Consider the following 15,260-nt stretch of genomic DNA (forward strand, 5'->3'; position numbering starts at 1 on the left):
ACAGGTGCACTGATTTCCGGACAGACAGGGGGCGACCTCTTCTGCGTTACGATGGGGTGTGGTCTACCTCTCACTTGCTCTCGCCGCCGTCGCGGTCGGAGCGTGGGTGCTGTCGTACCACCGATCGTCACAGCCGCGCCGCAGCCCCGATCTGTTCATCGCCCTCTCCGAGCTCAACGACTCGACATCGGACCATCAGCGGCACGCGGCAGAGGTCATCGACGAGAAGCATCACCTCGAGGCGCGCGCAGGCTGGCCGTCGGCAGTGATCGGCTTGCTGTCGGTCATGGCAGTGGTGTTCATGGTCCAAGATCCGTCGAGCACCGTCAACGGAAATCGGCTCGTGTGGATGACAAGCGAATTGCTGGTGATCGCACTGATCTCGGCGGTGTGGACGGTGTGGTGCGTTCAGCGCGCCGCGCGCCTGACTGTGCGCCAAGCCGGGCTCCATCGCTGGTGACGCTCCTCTGCCGCTCCGATTCCGCCGCCTAGGGTTTCGTTCGATCGGGCCGAGGCCACATGGCATGCTTGTCGACGCGCCCCTATAGCCCAATTGGCAGAGGCAGCGGACTTAAAATCCGCACAGTGTCGGTTCGAGTCCGACTGGGGGCACCCGGCGAAAGTTGCGTGGGATCCTCGGGGGCATTTTTGCACCCCTGGATCCCACGCAACTCGACGTCAGCTTGTCTCCAGCGGCCGCGATGGGTCGGACGTCCACGCGTTCATCGAGCCGTCGTAGACCGATGCGTCGTCGCGGCCAACCGCCGCGAGGGCGAAAGCTGCTGCGGTGGCGGCGATTCCGCCTCCGCAGTAGGTGACGGGTCGCACCGAGTCGTCGAGGGCGCCCACCGCGTCGAAGATCGCTCGAAGCGCGGGAACGTCTTTCAACGTGCCCCGCTCGTCGACCAATTCGCCGAAGGGCACGTTCACACTTCTGGGGATGTGGCCGGCCGCGAAGGTGTCTCGGTCGAGGCGTTGATCAATAGCACGCCCGAGTCGTCGACGTCGGTGACCACCTCGTCGGTGGTCTCGATGCGTTCCTCCCGCCTCTGAGCTGTGAATTCTGCAGGCGGATAACCCGATTCGCCGCGGTCGACGGGGAAGCCCGCGTCAACCCACGCCTGCAGGCCCCCGGCGAGCACGGCGACGTTGTCGAAGCCCTCGAGACCGAACTGCCACCACAGCCTGGTGGCCCAGATTCCGTTCTCCGAGTCGTAGACCACGACGCGCGAGTCGTCACCGACACCCGCCGCACCCACGGCTGCAGCGAACTGTTCCGACGACACGACGGCGAACGGCGCCTCCCCGTCGGGGTCGGTGAGCGCGAGCAGTTGATCGACGAACACCGCGCCGGGAATGTGCCCGGCCAGGTACGACTCCTGCCCGGACTCGATCTGCGGCGCTCCGTCACCGAATCGGAGATGCACGGTCGCGTCGACGACCCGCAGCTTGGGATCATCGCCCAGATCGCGCAGGTCAGAAGCTGTGATGAGATGTGGCGTGCCCATACCCCGACACTACCGGCGACCGGCGCACACCCCGCCGATCAACTCTGTTCCCCGCGCAGGTTCTCGAGCAGCCTGAGCCAGATCTCACTGATCGTGGGATACGACGGGACTGCGTGCCACAACCGTTCCAGGGGAACCTCGCCGACGACGGCGACGGTGGCCGAATGCACGAGCTCTGCGATGTCGGGTCCGACAAACGTGGCTCCCACCAAGACGTTTCGCGCGCGGTCTATGACCAGCACCGCGTGGCCGCTGTAGTTCTCGCGTGCCAGCGCCGACCCTGCGACCTCGATGTCGAGTTCGGAGGTGACAACATCGATGCCCGCGTCGCGGGCGGCACGCTCGGTCAGCCCGACCGACCCGACCTGCGGCTCGGTGAACACCACCTGGGGCACCGCCGCGTGGTCGGCTGTGGCCAGAAAACGCTCGCCGTCGAGTGAACGGACTTCTGCGCGTGCGGCGATCACGTCACCGGCGACCCGCGCCTGATACTTGCCCATGTGCGTGAGTGGCGCGCGGCCGTTGACATCGCCGACCGCATACAGCCAGTCGTGCCCGGCGACATTCAGGTGATCGTCGACGTCGAGCTTGCTCTTGGGATCGATGCCGAGTGTCTCGAGTCCGACGCCGACGGTGCGGGGTCGTCGACCTGCGGCGACAAGGATCTCGTCGACCTCGAGTCGATCGACGACGTCGCCGTCGCGGTTGGCGAGTTCGACGACGGCCGGCCCGCCGTGCACTCGCCCGTAGCCGGTGTCGTCGACCTCCGGTCGCGCCACCGACCCAAACGTCGTGCCGAAGCGGATGTCGACTCCCCTGTCTCGCAGACCCGACAAGACTCGTTCCCCGACAAAGGGTTCCATCGACGGAAGCAGTGCGTTGCCTCGCACGACCATCGTGACCACACTCCCGAGCTCCGCGAGCCACGTCGCCGCCTCGCAGGCAACGACACCCCCGCCGAGGACCGCGATGCGTGCGGGAACCTCGACGAGATTCGTCGCATCACGCGACGTCCACGGCGCAGCATCGGCGAGACCCGGGATCGGCGGGATCGACGCGTCGCTCCCCGTCGCCAGCACCACCGCCTCGGTGGCGCGCAGGCGTCGACCCTCCACCTCGACCTCCCGCTCGCCCACCAGCCTGCCGACGCCGCGCACGACGTCGATGCCCGCGCCCCGCGCCCAATCGACCTGCGACGAGTCGTCGCGGTTGTGGGTGAACGAGTCGCGCCACGCCAGCAGACGGCCGGGTTCGGGCTGATCGTCGACGATTCGCGTCCGCGAACCGGGCAGCCCCGTCGCAGCCTCGAGTGCGGCGCCCGCCCCCAACAACGCCTTGCTCGGCATGCACGCCCAGTACGAGCATTCGCCGCCGACGAGTTGACTCTCGACGAGCACTGCACGACGGGCACTTCCGCGGATCGCGTAGTCGGCTGCGTTCTCGCCCGCCGGTCCTGCGCCGAGCACGATGACGTCGTAGGTGTCGGTGTCTGCCATGAAATCCACGGTAGCCCCGCCTGAATGGTGCGGACTGGCTGTAACACTTGCTGACCGCGGAACGACCACTAACACATCGGGTCCGCTCACCGCAGGAGAACCATGCCAATTTCACCCGAATCCGCTGCCGGCGATCCTCGCGATCAGTGGATTACCTACGACGCCCCCGTTGCCGACGAGTCGACGGCCCCGGGTAACCGAACTCCCGGTCCACGCCGAATCCGGCGCAGGCTCGTCGGTCTCGCCACTGTGCTCACCCTGACCGCAGCCCTGCTGGGCCTGAGCGCGGTGATCGGCAAGGACGACCGCGCCTCGGCGCTCGTCGGACACCCCGAGGTCCTGCGCAACGGCTGCACGTGGGACTCGTCGGGAAACTACGTCCAGAACTGCAAAGTGTGGTCGCCGTCACAAAACAAGTGGGTCGTCGTGCAGATCCGAGCGTCGAGCGGCAGCGACAAGGGCGTGTACCTCCTCGACGGCATGCGTGCCCGCGACGACCGCTCCGCGTGGACCACCGACGTGCAGGCCGCCAAGGTCTACGACGGTAAGAGCGACACGACACTGGTCATGCCCGCGGGCGGAGCGTCGTCGTTCTACACCGACTGGGACGCCGGAGCCGGCGACAAGAACGTCAAGATCAAGCAGGAGACCTTCCTGACCGACGAACTGCCCGCATATCTCGCGACCAATTTCGGTGTGAGCCGATCGAACAACGCGATCGTCGGGCTGTCGATGTCGGCCGGGCCTGCTGTCACGCTTGCCGAGCGGCATCCTGAGCAGTTCAAGGTGGTGCAGGCGATGTCGGGCTACTACCAAACCGACAATCCGATCGGCGCGCTCGGAGTGTTGGCAACGCAGACACTCGTCTCCAACTACACCAACGGGATCGTCAACATGTGGGGCGCGCCGGGAAGCGCACGGTGGACCGCGAACGATCCGTCGAAGAACATCGACAAACTCAAGCAAAACGGTCAGACGCTGATCATCTCGTCGGGAAGCGGCTTTCCGAGCCCCGCCGATATGGCGAAGCTCTCGCAGTCGGATCTGATCAACGCCATCGCGTTGGAAGTCCTGTCGGCGGTATCGACGGTGCTCATGCAGTTGCAGCTCGCACAGTCCGGGGTGTCGGTGATCTCGCTTCCGAACTACGGGGTCCACAACTGGGCCAACTGGGATCGCAGCCTGGGCGCAGGCAAGAACGACGTGTTGGGCGCACTCAACAAGACACCTGCGGTGACCGCGAAGACCCAGCTCGTCAGTGCTGCGGGATCGCCGGAACCCGACGGCGTGGCCAAGGCAACTGCTGCCGCGCGTGTCGCGGCGTCGCAGCAGGTGCAGTCCCCGGCGGTACTCGCAGCGGTGGCGGCAGACAAGGCGTCGAGTACATCGAGCACTACATCGACCTCGACCTCGCCGTCGGAATCCGCCCGATCTGCCGGCTCCACAACCGAATCGACGACCAGCACTCCTTCCGAGGAGACCACGACAACCACAACCCCTGCCCCGACGGGCTCCAGCACATCGAGCCCGAGCAACTCGACGCCGCCGCAGTCGACGACTTCTGACTCGACGACGACTACAACAACGACGACAGTCGCCACACCGTCGCCGTAACCCTGCAGGCCGGGGGAAGCCGCTAGGCGCCCAGCATCGTCGTGCCCGTCCGCTGACGGATCGGCTCGAATGATCTACTCAAGGGCATGACGCCTTCACCGAGCGCCCTGGTCCTCGCCGCGGATCAGGGCGAGGTCGCAGTACTCACACTTGCCATCGCGCTCTACTCGGCGGCCATACTCATCGCGATCGGCGTGGGTATCAACGCCGTCAACCGCAAGCGTCGACGCCTCGCCATCGCGATGGCGATATGCGTCGGGGTGCTGGTGGTTGCCGGCGTCGTAGTCGCGGTGATGAGCAGTATCCACTGACGGCTAGCCGTCCCTAGCCACTGACGGCTCTGCCGTCCCAATCCCACTGACGGCTCGCCGTTCACCTGCACCGACGGCCTGCCGTCCACCACCTCGACGCCCCGCGTATGCGCGAACGCTCAACGGTATTCACCGAGGGGGCTTAGACTTCGGCGGTTACGCTCTGCCGCGGGGGACGCAGCCCGTAGACCCGACGGTGGAATCGATCTGATCAGGGGTGTGTATGTCAGAGATGCCGTTCGGTGGGTTGAGTCGTCGCGAGTTCTTGTCGCGAGTTGCCGCGGTCGGCGGGGGCGCACTGCTCACGTCGTGGGCCGCGCCGATCATCGACAAGGCCTACGCCCAGGCCGACCCTGCGGGCACGGGATCACTCGACGACATCGAGCACATCGTGCTGTTCATGCAGGAGAACCGCAGCTTCGATCACTACTTCGGCACCTACTCGGGTGTGCGAGGATTCGGCGAGTCGACGCCGCTGTGGCGCCAGCACGGCTGGGCACCCGGCGTCGGACCGACCAAGTCGGGATACACGATGCCGTTCCGCCTCGACACCGAGAACGACGCCAACCTCGACGGCGAGTGCATCAACGATCCCGACCACTCGTGGGCCGGGCTCCATCACGCGTGGAACGGCGGCCGCAACGACGGTTGGCTCCCCATGTCGATCGATTCGGTCGGTCCCGCCAACGCGCCTGCACTCATGGGCTACTACGAGCGCGAGGACATCCCTGTCCACCGGACGCTTGCCGAGGCATTCACCATCTGCGACGCCTACCACTGCTCAGTACTCGGCCCCACCGACCCCAATCGCCTGTACTGGATGAGCGCAACGCTCGACCCCGAGGGCAAGCACGGTGGTCCGCTTCTCGAAACACCAACGCTCATACCCAAATTCGCCTACAGCTGGCGCACCATGCCGGAGAACCTCAGCGAGGCGGGCGTGAGTTGGAAGATCTACAACAACAAAGACCTCGGCCCGGTCTCGTCGGTTGTCCTCGACGGCATGATGGGCTGTTTCAAGCAGGCGCAGAATCCCAACTCGGAGTTGGCTCGACGCGGTATCGACCCGACCTACCCGAACGACTTCCGCGCCGACGTCGCCGCCAACCGGCTACCCAAGGTGTCGTGGGTCGTCCCACCGGCGATGGAGTGCGAACATCCCGCGCTGCCCGCGGCTTTGGGCGCTGTCGGCATCGTGCAACTCCTCGACATCCTCACGTCGAATCCCGCGGTCTGGGAGAAGACGGCTCTGATCATCAGCTACGACGAGAACGGCGGCTTCTTCGACCACGTCGTTCCCCCGACGGCACCGCCCGGCACCAAGGGCGAGTACGTCAGCGTGCCGAACATCAACAAGGTCTCGTCGTCGAAAGGCATCCGCGGGCCGATCGGACTCGGCTACCGCGTGCCGTGCTTCGTGATCTCGCCGTACAGTCGTGGCGGACTCGTCGCGCGCGAAACCTTCGACCACACTTCGCAATTGCGACTCATCGAGAAGCGCTTCGGCGTCGACGTCCCGAACCTGACCGCGTGGCGCAGGCAGACCGTCGGCGACATGACGACGGCGTTCGATTTCGCGCACCGCCCCAACTCGGCGCGACCACGCCTCGGCGACCCGAACCCCAAGGCACAGAACGCTCTGTTGAAGTGCGGCCCCAACATTGCAGCGGGCACGGCCGGGTATGGCAAGCCGTATCCGGTGCCGCCCAACAGCATGCCGCGCCAGCAGCCCGGCACGCGTAGATCGCCGAGCGGCATCGTCTGACCCGTTCTCACGCCGCGGCGGGCAGACGTCCGTCGAGAACCGCCGCGGCTGTGCGCGTGAACACGGTCGTCCATGCGGCGACGAGAACAACCAAGAGCATCGCCGCGGCAACGCGAAACATGGTGACGTCCAGGGCCGTTGCCAGTGCGGCCAAGCCAGTCACGCAGGTGCCGATCGGAAAGGTGAAGCTCCACCATGTCAGCGCGAACGGCATGGAACGTCGGATGTTGTGCACAGTGACAGCGGTGGCGAGCGCGAACATCACCACGCCCAAGCCGGTCGCCGCGACTCCGTAACCGACACCGAAGATCCGCAAACCCGTTGCGATGGTGTGGGACTCGGAGGTGTACCCGGCGAGCGCGGAGTCGGCATGCGCGGCAAGCGAATTCGCCGCCGTGATGGACTGGCCGATGACGCCGAGCGTGATCCAGATCGTCGGTGCGGCACACCCGGTGGGTACGGTCCCGTGAACCAGGCGGCCATAGATCATCGACAGTGTGATCAGACCCAGGAACAAGCTGAGTCCAAACAGTAAGTAGCACAACAGCAGAAAGCTCACTCGCCACTGCCCCGCCGGAACGTGGTCGACCAGCAGCGCACCCGTCGTCGCCGACACCATCGGCGGGACGACCGGCATCAGCCATGCCGGTAGCGCGACGAGGTCGGAGCGTCGACGATGGCGCGTCATCATGAGAAATGGCACGGCGATCGCCGTGCCGAGCCCCAGGAGGGTCCCGACCGACCACAGGGCCGCGTCGACGACAACCCCCGCGTCAGACCCGAGGAGCGACACCCCAACGGTGATGGTGCCCGCTCCGACGGTCAACAGCGCCATCGGGATCGCGCCGTAGAACTGAACCATCACAGGGTCGGCGGCGTAATGTCGCGCCTGCGCGGGATGCCGCACCCAGTGCACACCGAACGCCGCGGCGATCACTACCAGCAGCACCGCCGCGAGCAACCAGATCGCCGTCGCGAAGCCGCGGACCGCCGGTACATCTCCGGCAACACTGATCGCCGACGTCGCCACGATCCCGGTACCCATCACCGCCGCAAACCAGTTGGGCGTGATGTGGGCGAACGCCTCGGCGCGACGCCTCCCCGACGATCCGCTCGACGGAACGTCGGGGGTCAGCGGGCGGTCGAGGATCTCGGTCATGGTTCCCAGCATCGATCGCCGGGCGACCCGCCGGAAGACGGCTCAACGTTGTGGGGTCACAAGCGCTGGTTGTGGCTCCGCGCGCCCGCTCGACGCGACGAAGCGCCCAGTCGACGGAATACTGCGGCCACTCGGCCGCGCTCCCTGTCGAGTGGGCGCTTCGTTCAGCCCACTGGGCAGGTCAGTCGACAGCCATCTCGCCGAGCTCCGACCAGCCGTCGGCGTCGACGGTCGTGTTGATGATTTCCGGTGTGGCGACGAGGAACTGCGGCAGTTCGGCGGTCGCCTTCGTGAAGTGATCGCTCGAGACGTGAGCGACGGCGGCGTCGTCGTCGAACGCCTCGATGAGGACGTATTCGTTGGGGTCGTCGAGGCTGCGTGACCACGTGAACCATTTGTTGCCCGGCTCCGACCGTGTTGCCTCGGTGAATTCGGCGACCAGGTCGGGCCACTGATCTGCGTACTCGGGCTTGATCTGCCATTTGGCGACGATGTGGATCATGCAACCAGCCTAGGTCGGCGCCACGACAACGCGGAACGGTTGCCGTATCTCATTGTGAGAACAGCGACCGTGAGAACACCGACCGTGAGAACACCGATCGTGCGAACGCCTGGTGCGAGGCGGCGTGCATCACCCAACCCGGGCGGGCGTAACTTGGGTCACACAGCACCACAGGAGGAAAGCGATGCGCGAGATCACCAAGTTCTACGTCGACGGTCAGTGGGTGGAGCCCACCGAGTTGAATCTCATCGACGTGATCAATCCGGCCACCGAAAAGGCCGCCGGCCACGTCGCGCTGGGCACCGCCGCAGACGTCGACGCCGCCGTGAACGCGGCGCGACGCGCCTTTGCCTCATGGGGGCGCAGCTCCATCGACGACAGACTCTCCGTGCTCAACGCCATCATCGCGGAGTATCAGAATCACGCAGACGACCTCGCCGACGCCGTCACCGAGGAGATGGGCGCTCCCGCGGGATTGGCGAAGGCAGCCCAGGTACCTATCGGCCTCGGACACCTCATGACCGCCGCTGCGGCGCTGCCCGAGTACCGCTTCGCGGAGGATCGTCGAACCTCTCGAATCGTCAAGGAGCCCATCGGTGTCTGCGGATTCATCACGCCCTGGAACTGGCCGCTCAATCAGGTCATGTGCAAGGTGGCACCCGCGTTGGCCACCGGCTGCACGATGGTGCTGAAGCCTTCGGAGGTCGCTCCGTTCTCGGCGGCGATCGTCGCCGAGATCTTCGACGCCGCAGGCGTTCCCGCGGGCGTGTTCAATCTGGTCAACGGCGACGGACCCGGCGTCGGCTCGGCATTGGCGGCACACCCGGGCATCGACATGATCTCGTTTACCGGCAGTACCCGCGCGGGTATCGAGGTCGCACGCACCGCAGCCCCGACCGTCAAGCGCGTCGCGCAGGAACTGGGCGGCAAGAGCCCCAACATCATCCTCGACGACGACGACCTCGCACAGAATGTCGCAGGCGGCGTCGCATCAGTCATGCTCAACTCCGGACAGTCCTGCAACGCACCTACCCGCATGCTGGTCCCCAACTCGCGAATCGACGACGTCGTCGAGGCTGTGAAATCGGTCGAACCCTCACTGACAGTGGGAGATCCGACGAGCAAGGTGCGGCTCGGCCCGGTCGTGTCGGAGCCGCAGTTCGAGAAGATCCAGGGCCTCATCGAGCGCGCGATCAACGACGGCGCCACCCCGGTCATCGGCGGTGCCGGCAGGCCAGACGATCTGCCCACCGGCTACTACGTGCGTCCGACCGTCTTCTCCGGCGTCACCAACGACATGGAGATCGCGCGGACCGAGGTGTTCGGGCCCGTGCTGGTCGTCATCGGCTACGACGACATCGACGAGGCACTCGAGATCGCCAATGACACGGAGTACGGTCTCGCGGGCTACGTGTCGGGCAAGGATCTCGACGAGGTGCGCCGGATCGGCGAGCGTATCCGCGCCGGATCGATCTCCCTCAACGGCGCGCAACTCGATCCGTCGGCACCGTTCGGCGGATACAAGCAGAGCGGCAACGGCCGCGAGTGGAGCGACTACGCATTCGACGAGTTCCTCGAGGTGAAGTCGCTTTTGGGCTACGACGCCTGAGCCTGCGTATCCGGATGGGTCACACATGCCCATCCGGATACGCTGCGGGCAACGAAGACTCGGTGACAGTCGCAGAGTAGGTCGACCCCGCGAGGAGCCAAGATGACCGTTGCCCGTGACATCGCCGACGTGATCGAACACCACATCGGCGGTGAGATCCCTGTGCATCTCACCGCATGGGACGGCAGCGTCGTCGGCCCGGACGACGCTCCGCACGTCGCCATCTACAGCCCCGACGCGCTGCGCCGAATCATCTGGCATCCAGGCGAACTCGGCGCAGCTCAGGCCTACGTCACCGGCGAGCTCGACGTTGTCGACGACCTCGACGACGCCCTCACCCATGTGTGGGAGGTCGCCGCCGCTCGCGGGCTCTCTGGTATCCGCCCATCACCGCGTGTACTTTTCGACGTCGCGCGACTGGCTCTCCGCTACCGACTTCTCGGCCTCCCCACAGCCCCGCCTGCCAGCCAGGCACGCGTGCGGGGACGTCTGCATTCCCGCGCTCGCGACCGCGCCGCGATCAGTCACCACTACGACCTGTCGAACGACTTCTATGAGCTGATCCTCGACGAGCACATGGCGTACTCGAGCGCCTACTGGACGTCGGATCACCCCGACTACACGCTGGCCGACGCGCAGGCGGACAAACTCGATCGCGTCTGCCGCAAGGTGGGTCTGGATTCGGTTGCCGGACAGCGATTCCTGGACATCGGGTGCGGATGGGGCTCGCTATCGCTCTATGCGGCAGAGCACTTCGATGCACGAGTGGTCGGCGTGACCATCTCACGCGAACAGAAGGCATTCATCGACGAGCGCATCGCGCAGCGCGGCCTGGCCGACCGCGTCGAGATCCGCGTGCAGGACTACCGCGAGATCCCCGACCCTCCGTTCGACGCCGTGGCGTCGTTGGAGATGGGCGAGCACGTCGGTGAGCAGAACTATGCCACGTACGCACAGGTGTTGCGCGACAAGGTCATTCCCGGTGGACGTGTGTGCATTCAACAGATGTCAAGGCCCGAGGGCAAGCATCCCGGCGGTGGCCCGTTCATCGAGTCGTTCATCGCACCCGACATGTACATGCGCCCCGTCGAGCGAACCGTGCAGTACCTGACCGATGCCGGACTCCGCGTCGACGACGTCGAGGAGATGGCCGAGCATTACGTTCGGACCGTAGACATCTGGTACGACACCTTCGAGAAGAACTGGGCACGTGCCGTCGACCTGGTCGGCGATGAGATGGCACGCGTGTGGCGGCTCTACCTCGTCGGCGGACGCATGGCCTTCCGCGACGGCCGCATGGGCGTCGAGCAGATCACGGCGACGAGACCGCGTTAGCCCTGAGACCGCGTTAGCCCTGAGAGCGTTAACTCGGCGCGACGTGCTGCTCGAGCCACCCGAGCGTCGTCGAGAGCACTCTCTCCTGCTCTGGCTCGTTGAAGATCTCGTGGTAGAGATCGTCGAAGATGACGAGCGTCTTGTCGTCGGAGCCCGCGAGGCGTTCGACCATCTCGCTGCCTGCCGGGTTGGTCAGCCGGTCGGCCGAACCGTGCATCACGAGAAGTGGGATCGTCAGTGAGCCCACGCGGTCGGGGAAGCTCTGCATCGTCGACAGCATCTCCGCACCCAACCGCGCCGGAATACGAGCGCGCGTCACCAGCGGATCGGCTTGGTATGCGGCGACGACGTCGGGATCGCGAGAGACGGCCGTCGAATCCAACGCGATGGTCGGCAGCCAGGGCGCGACCTTTCCGAGAACCTGGGAGACGGCGATGACCGGACCCGGCATGTCGTCGCCGGGCATCACGGCGGCACCGGAGAGGATCAGTCCGTCGAGCTTGCCCTGATGGTCGAGTGCGTAGTCGAGCGCGATGCAGCCGCCCATGCTGTGTCCGAGCAGATAGGTGGGCAGCCCGTCGATCGCGGTCTGCGTGACGACGGTGTCGAGGTCGTCACTGAATTGCTTGAATGACTTGATACGCAACCGTTTTCCGCCGGATCGGCCATGCCCGAGGTGGTCTGGTATCGCGACGGAAAATCCGGCGTCGGTGAACACCTTCGCGACATGCGAGTAGCGTCCGCCGTGCTCGCCGAGGCCATGTGCGATGACGACGAGTCCGCGCGGGTTCGCGGGCGTGAGGGTTGTGTAGAAGATCTGCGCGCCGTGCTTGCCGGAGAAGGTGCGCTCTTCGGTCGTGACGCCAGGTGTGCCGTCTGCGCTGTCAGCCATTGGGCCATTATGGCTCACCGCGCGGCCAGATCAGCAAATTCGGGCCAAGCTCCACCCGGGCACGTCAACCACCGGTCCGCGTCAGACGCCGACCCCGACGAACTTCTCCGACGCCGCCCAGAGCCCGTCGATGAGGTCTCGGCGGTGTGCCTGCTTGTTCTCCCGACCGTTGGGCTTGAGCCGGTCGAAGTAGACGCCGTTGATCTCCGGGTCCGCACCACGACGTGCCAGCGCGATGAGTGGCTGCGCACCCTGCTCAGGGGTGATGGTGCCGAACCGCTTGAGGGGTGTTCGATAGAACAGTCCGACGAAGGCAGAGTCGCGACCGAAGCTGCTGGCGACCACACCGGGGTGTACGGCAGCCGAGACGATCCCGTCGTCGCGCCACCGATCGGCGATACCCCTGGTGAACATGATGTTCTCCAATTTGCTTGTCCCGTAACACCGTAACTCGATCGTGCGTCGTCGCTCGAAGTCCAGGTCGGTGAGATCCACGCTGCCCGCAAGGTTGCCGAAGCTCGAGGTGTTGACCACCAGCGCGCCACCGTCGGCAGCCAACTGCTCCTTGAGCAGGTTCGTCAGGAGAAACCCGCTGAGGTGATTGATCTGGAAGTTCGGCTCGTGTCCGTCCGCCGTCTTCTGTGCCGGCGCGAACGTGCCGCCCGCGTTGTTCAGCAGCACATCGATGGAATCGACCCGTGCGGCGATGTCGCCCGCCAGAGCGCGCACCTCGTCGAAGCGCGCGTAGTCGGCGGTGAACGCCGTCGCACCCACTTCTGCCGCCACAGCCTTCGTCTTCTCCTCCGACCTTCCGACGATGATCAGGTCGACTTCGGGTCCGGCGAGCTCGCGCGCGGCGACAGCTCCTATTCCGTCGCTGGCGCCGGTGATCACGATTGTCCGTGTGTCTGCCACTGAGGTCCCCCGCTTCGTGTCATCGAGCGTCGTGCCCGAACCGTTCTCATCAGGTCTACACGGCGTCGGGTCCAGACGGAGTCGGGCCTGGTCCCATCGCTTGCGGGGCACGACGAGCACGCATCACTCGCGCCAGAACCCCGCTTCTTCCAGCAACTCGACGGCGCGATGGCCCCCACGCAGGAAGTGCCCCTCGATCAGCGTGCGAACGATGCCCGGCGAACGGCCACGCAGAGCGTCGAGGATCTCGCGGTGATCACGCATCGACGAGGCCACCGCGTCCGGGTGGGAATCGAAGAACCCCGACGGAATTGCCCTGCTGAGCAACCGAAGCTCCGCGATCAGCCGCCGTGATGAGGACGCCTTGTTGATCACCCGATGGAAGTGCGAGTTCAGTGCTTCGAGTTCGATGAGGTCGGCGGTTGATTCCATCTGCGCGGCAAGGTTGTCGAGAGTCGCGAAGTCGTCGTCGGAGAGGTTCATCGCGGCACGCTCTGCGGCAAGGCCCGAGATCACACCGAGCATCCAGTAGTGGTCGCGGATGTCGTCGCGGGACAGGTCGGCGACGAACGCCCCGCGCCGCGGGATCGTCTCGATGATGCCTTCGCCCGCCAACGAGATCAGCGCCTCACGGACGGGCAGTTTGCTCATACCCAAGTGGTCGGCGAGCGCATCCTGGTCGATCTTGGCGCCCCGACGTAACTCACCGGCGAAGACGAGGCCCCTGATCGCACGGGCCGCGGCCTCCTTGCGCACCGACGTCGCCACGTCGGACTTCTCGGCGGAGTTCACGGTCATTCGTCGATGCTATCGCCCAGTCGACGCCCCAAGCACCCCGGATTATCATCTTTGACGCTCCGTGCAGACATAGAAAGCGTCTTAGCTGTTGATATGTAAGTCCTCTTGGTGCGCCCGGCGTGTATTTGATAATTTTCACCCCATGACCACCGCAACCGATCAACCGACGCCCGAGGTCGATGCCGACGATTTCGAGCAGATCCGCCAACTGGTCCACGACTTCATCCGCACCAGGGTCGTGCCCCGCGAAACCGAGATCATGCAGTCCAACGAGGTACCGGCCGATCTGCGTGCGCAAGCCGCGGAGATGGGATTGTTCGGATATGCGATCCCGCACGAATGGGGTGGCCTCGGACTCGACCTGACCCAAGATGTCGAGCTGGCAATGGAGTTCGGGTACACCAGCTTGGCGTTGCGATCGATGTTCGGCACCAACAACGGCATCGCAGGTCAGGTGCTCGTCAACTTCGGCACCGACGAACAGAAGAAGCACTGGCTCGAGGGCATCGCGTCGGGCGAGGTGGTCGCGTCCTTCGCACTGACAGAACCGGGAGCGGGCTCCAATCCGGCGGGGTTGCGCACCAAGGCAACCCGCGACGGGCAGGGATGGGTGATCGACGGCCAGAAGCGCTTCATCACCAATGCGCCGATCGCCGACCTCTTTGTCGTCTTCGCACGAACCCGTCCCGCCGATGAGTCGGGAACCGGCATAGCCGTATTCCTCGTTCCCGCAGACACTCCCGGCGTCGAGGTCGGCACCAAGGACGCCAAGATGGGCCAGGAGGGCGCGTGGACTGCCGACGTCACCTTCGACGGGGTACGTGTGCCTTCGTCGGCGCTTGTCGGTGGCGATGAGGAGAAGGGCTACAAGGCTGCGATGACGTCGCTCGCCCGCGGTCGTGTGCACATCGCCGCACTGTCGGTGGGGCAAGCGCAGCGCGCACTCGATGAATCGGTCGCCTATGCCGCCAATGCCACACAGGGCGGAAAGGCCATTGGCTCTTTTCAATTGGTGCAGGCGATGCTCGCAGATCAGCAGACCGGAGTGATGGCCGGACGGGCGCTGGTCCGCGAGGCCGCCGCCAAGTACGTCTCCGGAGAGGATCGACGTATCGGACCGTCGGCGGCAAAACTGTTCTGCACGGAGATGGTGGGCAAGGTCGCCGACCTCGCCGTGCAGATCCACGGCGGAACCGGCTATATGCGCGAGGTACCGGTCGAACGTATCTACCGCGACGTGCGCCTGCTCCGCCTGTACGAGGGCACCAGCGAGATTCAACGACTCATCATCGGCGGCAACCTGATTCGCGCCGCGACGACGTAGACGCGGCCGACAACCACACCTCCACCCGTCCC

At 65.4% G+C, this 15,260-nt stretch carries 13 protein-coding genes, 1 tRNA gene and 1 pseudogene; 8 read left to right on the forward strand and 7 right to left on the reverse strand.

Translation table 11 applies throughout. The features are described from left to right. Positions 1-58 precede the first annotated feature (58 nt). Positions 59-460 carry a hypothetical protein gene (locus GOSPT_RS01445; RefSeq protein WP_005202108.1) on the forward strand — a complete coding sequence of 134 codons (402 nt, stop codon included), beginning with the start codon at positions 59-61 and terminating at the stop codon, positions 458-460. A gap of 78 nt (positions 461-538) precedes the next feature. Further along, a tRNA-Leu gene (locus GOSPT_RS01450) sits at positions 539-612 on the forward strand. 66 nt (positions 613-678) lie between these two features. Here GOSPT_RS01450 and GOSPT_RS01455 read toward each other — a convergent pair. Continuing rightward, positions 679-1,508, reverse strand: a pseudogene (locus tag GOSPT_RS01455) (sulfurtransferase). Between the two features lie 38 nt (positions 1,509-1,546). Further along, complete coding sequence (locus GOSPT_RS01460) at positions 1,547-3,004, reverse strand: dihydrolipoyl dehydrogenase family protein (RefSeq protein ID WP_039854247.1); 1,458 nt, start codon at positions 3,002-3,004, stop codon at positions 1,547-1,549. 102 nt (positions 3,005-3,106) lie between these two features. Here GOSPT_RS01460 and GOSPT_RS01465 point away from each other — a divergent pair, with 102 nt between their 5' ends. The 3 genes from GOSPT_RS01465 to GOSPT_RS01475 all read left to right on the forward strand — a co-directional run bounded on the left by GOSPT_RS01465 (position 3,107) and on the right by GOSPT_RS01475 (position 6,694). After that, entirely contained in the window at positions 3,107-4,618 is a 1,512-nt protein-coding gene (locus GOSPT_RS01465) for an alpha/beta hydrolase (RefSeq protein WP_005202112.1), read from the forward strand. Between the two features lie 86 nt (positions 4,619-4,704). Beyond that, positions 4,705-4,929 (forward strand): hypothetical protein, encoded by a 225-nt coding sequence (locus GOSPT_RS01470; protein ID WP_005202113.1) that lies wholly within the window; start codon positions 4,705-4,707, stop codon positions 4,927-4,929. A gap of 223 nt (positions 4,930-5,152) precedes the next feature. After that, positions 5,153-6,694 carry an alkaline phosphatase family protein gene (locus GOSPT_RS01475; protein ID WP_039854250.1) on the forward strand — a complete coding sequence of 514 codons (1,542 nt, stop codon included), beginning with the start codon at positions 5,153-5,155 and terminating at the stop codon, positions 6,692-6,694. A gap of 7 nt (positions 6,695-6,701) precedes the next feature. Here the strand turns inward: GOSPT_RS01475 and GOSPT_RS01480 are convergent, their stop codons facing one another. Beyond that, entirely contained in the window at positions 6,702-7,853 is a 1,152-nt protein-coding gene (locus tag GOSPT_RS01480; protein ID WP_039854252.1) for a TDT family transporter, read from the reverse strand. Between the two features lie 181 nt (positions 7,854-8,034). Then, the gene (locus tag GOSPT_RS01485) at positions 8,035-8,355 is read right to left on the reverse strand and encodes a putative quinol monooxygenase (protein WP_005202116.1); all 321 of its coding nucleotides are present in this window, start codon (positions 8,353-8,355) and stop codon (positions 8,035-8,037) included. A gap of 184 nt (positions 8,356-8,539) precedes the next feature. Here GOSPT_RS01485 and GOSPT_RS01490 point away from each other — a divergent pair, with 184 nt between their 5' ends. After that, positions 8,540-9,964 (forward strand): aldehyde dehydrogenase family protein, encoded by a 1,425-nt coding sequence (locus GOSPT_RS01490; RefSeq protein ID WP_005202117.1) that lies wholly within the window; start codon positions 8,540-8,542, stop codon positions 9,962-9,964. A 102-nt stretch (positions 9,965-10,066) separates the two neighbouring features. Further along, positions 10,067-11,299 (forward strand): SAM-dependent methyltransferase, encoded by a 1,233-nt coding sequence (locus GOSPT_RS01495; RefSeq protein WP_005202118.1) that lies wholly within the window; start codon positions 10,067-10,069, stop codon positions 11,297-11,299. 28 nt (positions 11,300-11,327) lie between these two features. On the opposite strand, the gene GOSPT_RS01500 is transcribed toward GOSPT_RS01495, so the two are convergent. The 3 genes from GOSPT_RS01500 to GOSPT_RS01510 form a co-directional block, all read right to left on the reverse strand. Further along, on the reverse strand, positions 11,328-12,191 hold the full coding sequence (locus GOSPT_RS01500; RefSeq protein ID WP_005202119.1) for an alpha/beta hydrolase: 864 nt from the start codon (positions 12,189-12,191) through the stop codon (positions 11,328-11,330). Positions 12,192-12,272: 81 nt separating this feature from the next. Further along, positions 12,273-13,106, reverse strand: coding sequence for an SDR family NAD(P)-dependent oxidoreductase (locus GOSPT_RS01505; protein WP_039854254.1), 834 nt, complete (start codon positions 13,104-13,106; stop codon positions 12,273-12,275). Positions 13,107-13,229: 123 nt separating this feature from the next. Continuing rightward, positions 13,230-13,904 carry a GntR family transcriptional regulator gene (locus tag GOSPT_RS01510; protein ID WP_005202121.1) on the reverse strand — a complete coding sequence of 225 codons (675 nt, stop codon included), beginning with the start codon at positions 13,902-13,904 and terminating at the stop codon, positions 13,230-13,232. A gap of 142 nt (positions 13,905-14,046) precedes the next feature. Between GOSPT_RS01510 and GOSPT_RS01515 the strand changes: the two genes are divergently transcribed. Beyond that, positions 14,047-15,228 (forward strand): acyl-CoA dehydrogenase family protein, encoded by a 1,182-nt coding sequence (locus GOSPT_RS01515; RefSeq protein ID WP_005202123.1) that lies wholly within the window; start codon positions 14,047-14,049, stop codon positions 15,226-15,228. Positions 15,229-15,260 lie beyond the last annotated feature (32 nt).

This window comes from Gordonia sputi NBRC 100414 (genome assembly GCF_000248055.1).
GTDB classification, from domain to species: domain Bacteria; phylum Actinomycetota; class Actinomycetes; order Mycobacteriales; family Mycobacteriaceae; genus Gordonia; species Gordonia sputi.

Excerpts from the sequence above, each read along its gene's own strand:
- GOSPT_RS01485 (WP_005202116.1), bottom strand. The coding sequence starts at position 8,355 with ATGATCCACATCGTCGCCAAATGGCAGATCAAGCCCGAGTACGCAGAT.
- GOSPT_RS01465 (WP_005202112.1), top strand. The coding sequence starts at position 3,107 with ATGCCAATTTCACCCGAATCCGCTGCCGGCGATCCTCGCGATCAGTGG.
- GOSPT_RS01495 (WP_005202118.1), top strand. The coding sequence starts at position 10,067 with ATGACCGTTGCCCGTGACATCGCCGACGTGATCGAACACCACATCGGC.
- GOSPT_RS01475 (WP_039854250.1), top strand. The coding sequence starts at position 5,153 with ATGTCAGAGATGCCGTTCGGTGGGTTGAGTCGTCGCGAGTTCTTGTCG.
- GOSPT_RS01500 (WP_005202119.1), bottom strand. The coding sequence starts at position 12,191 with ATGGCTGACAGCGCAGACGGCACACCTGGCGTCACGACCGAAGAGCGC.
- GOSPT_RS01510 (WP_005202121.1), bottom strand. The coding sequence starts at position 13,904 with ATGACCGTGAACTCCGCCGAGAAGTCCGACGTGGCGACGTCGGTGCGC.
- GOSPT_RS01470 (WP_005202113.1), top strand. The coding sequence starts at position 4,705 with ATGACGCCTTCACCGAGCGCCCTGGTCCTCGCCGCGGATCAGGGCGAG.
- GOSPT_RS01490 (WP_005202117.1), top strand. The coding sequence starts at position 8,540 with ATGCGCGAGATCACCAAGTTCTACGTCGACGGTCAGTGGGTGGAGCCC.
- GOSPT_RS01480 (WP_039854252.1), bottom strand. The coding sequence starts at position 7,853 with ATGACCGAGATCCTCGACCGCCCGCTGACCCCCGACGTTCCGTCGAGC.
- GOSPT_RS01460 (WP_039854247.1), bottom strand. The coding sequence starts at position 3,004 with ATGGCAGACACCGACACCTACGACGTCATCGTGCTCGGCGCAGGACCG.
- GOSPT_RS01515 (WP_005202123.1), top strand. The coding sequence starts at position 14,047 with ATGACCACCGCAACCGATCAACCGACGCCCGAGGTCGATGCCGACGAT.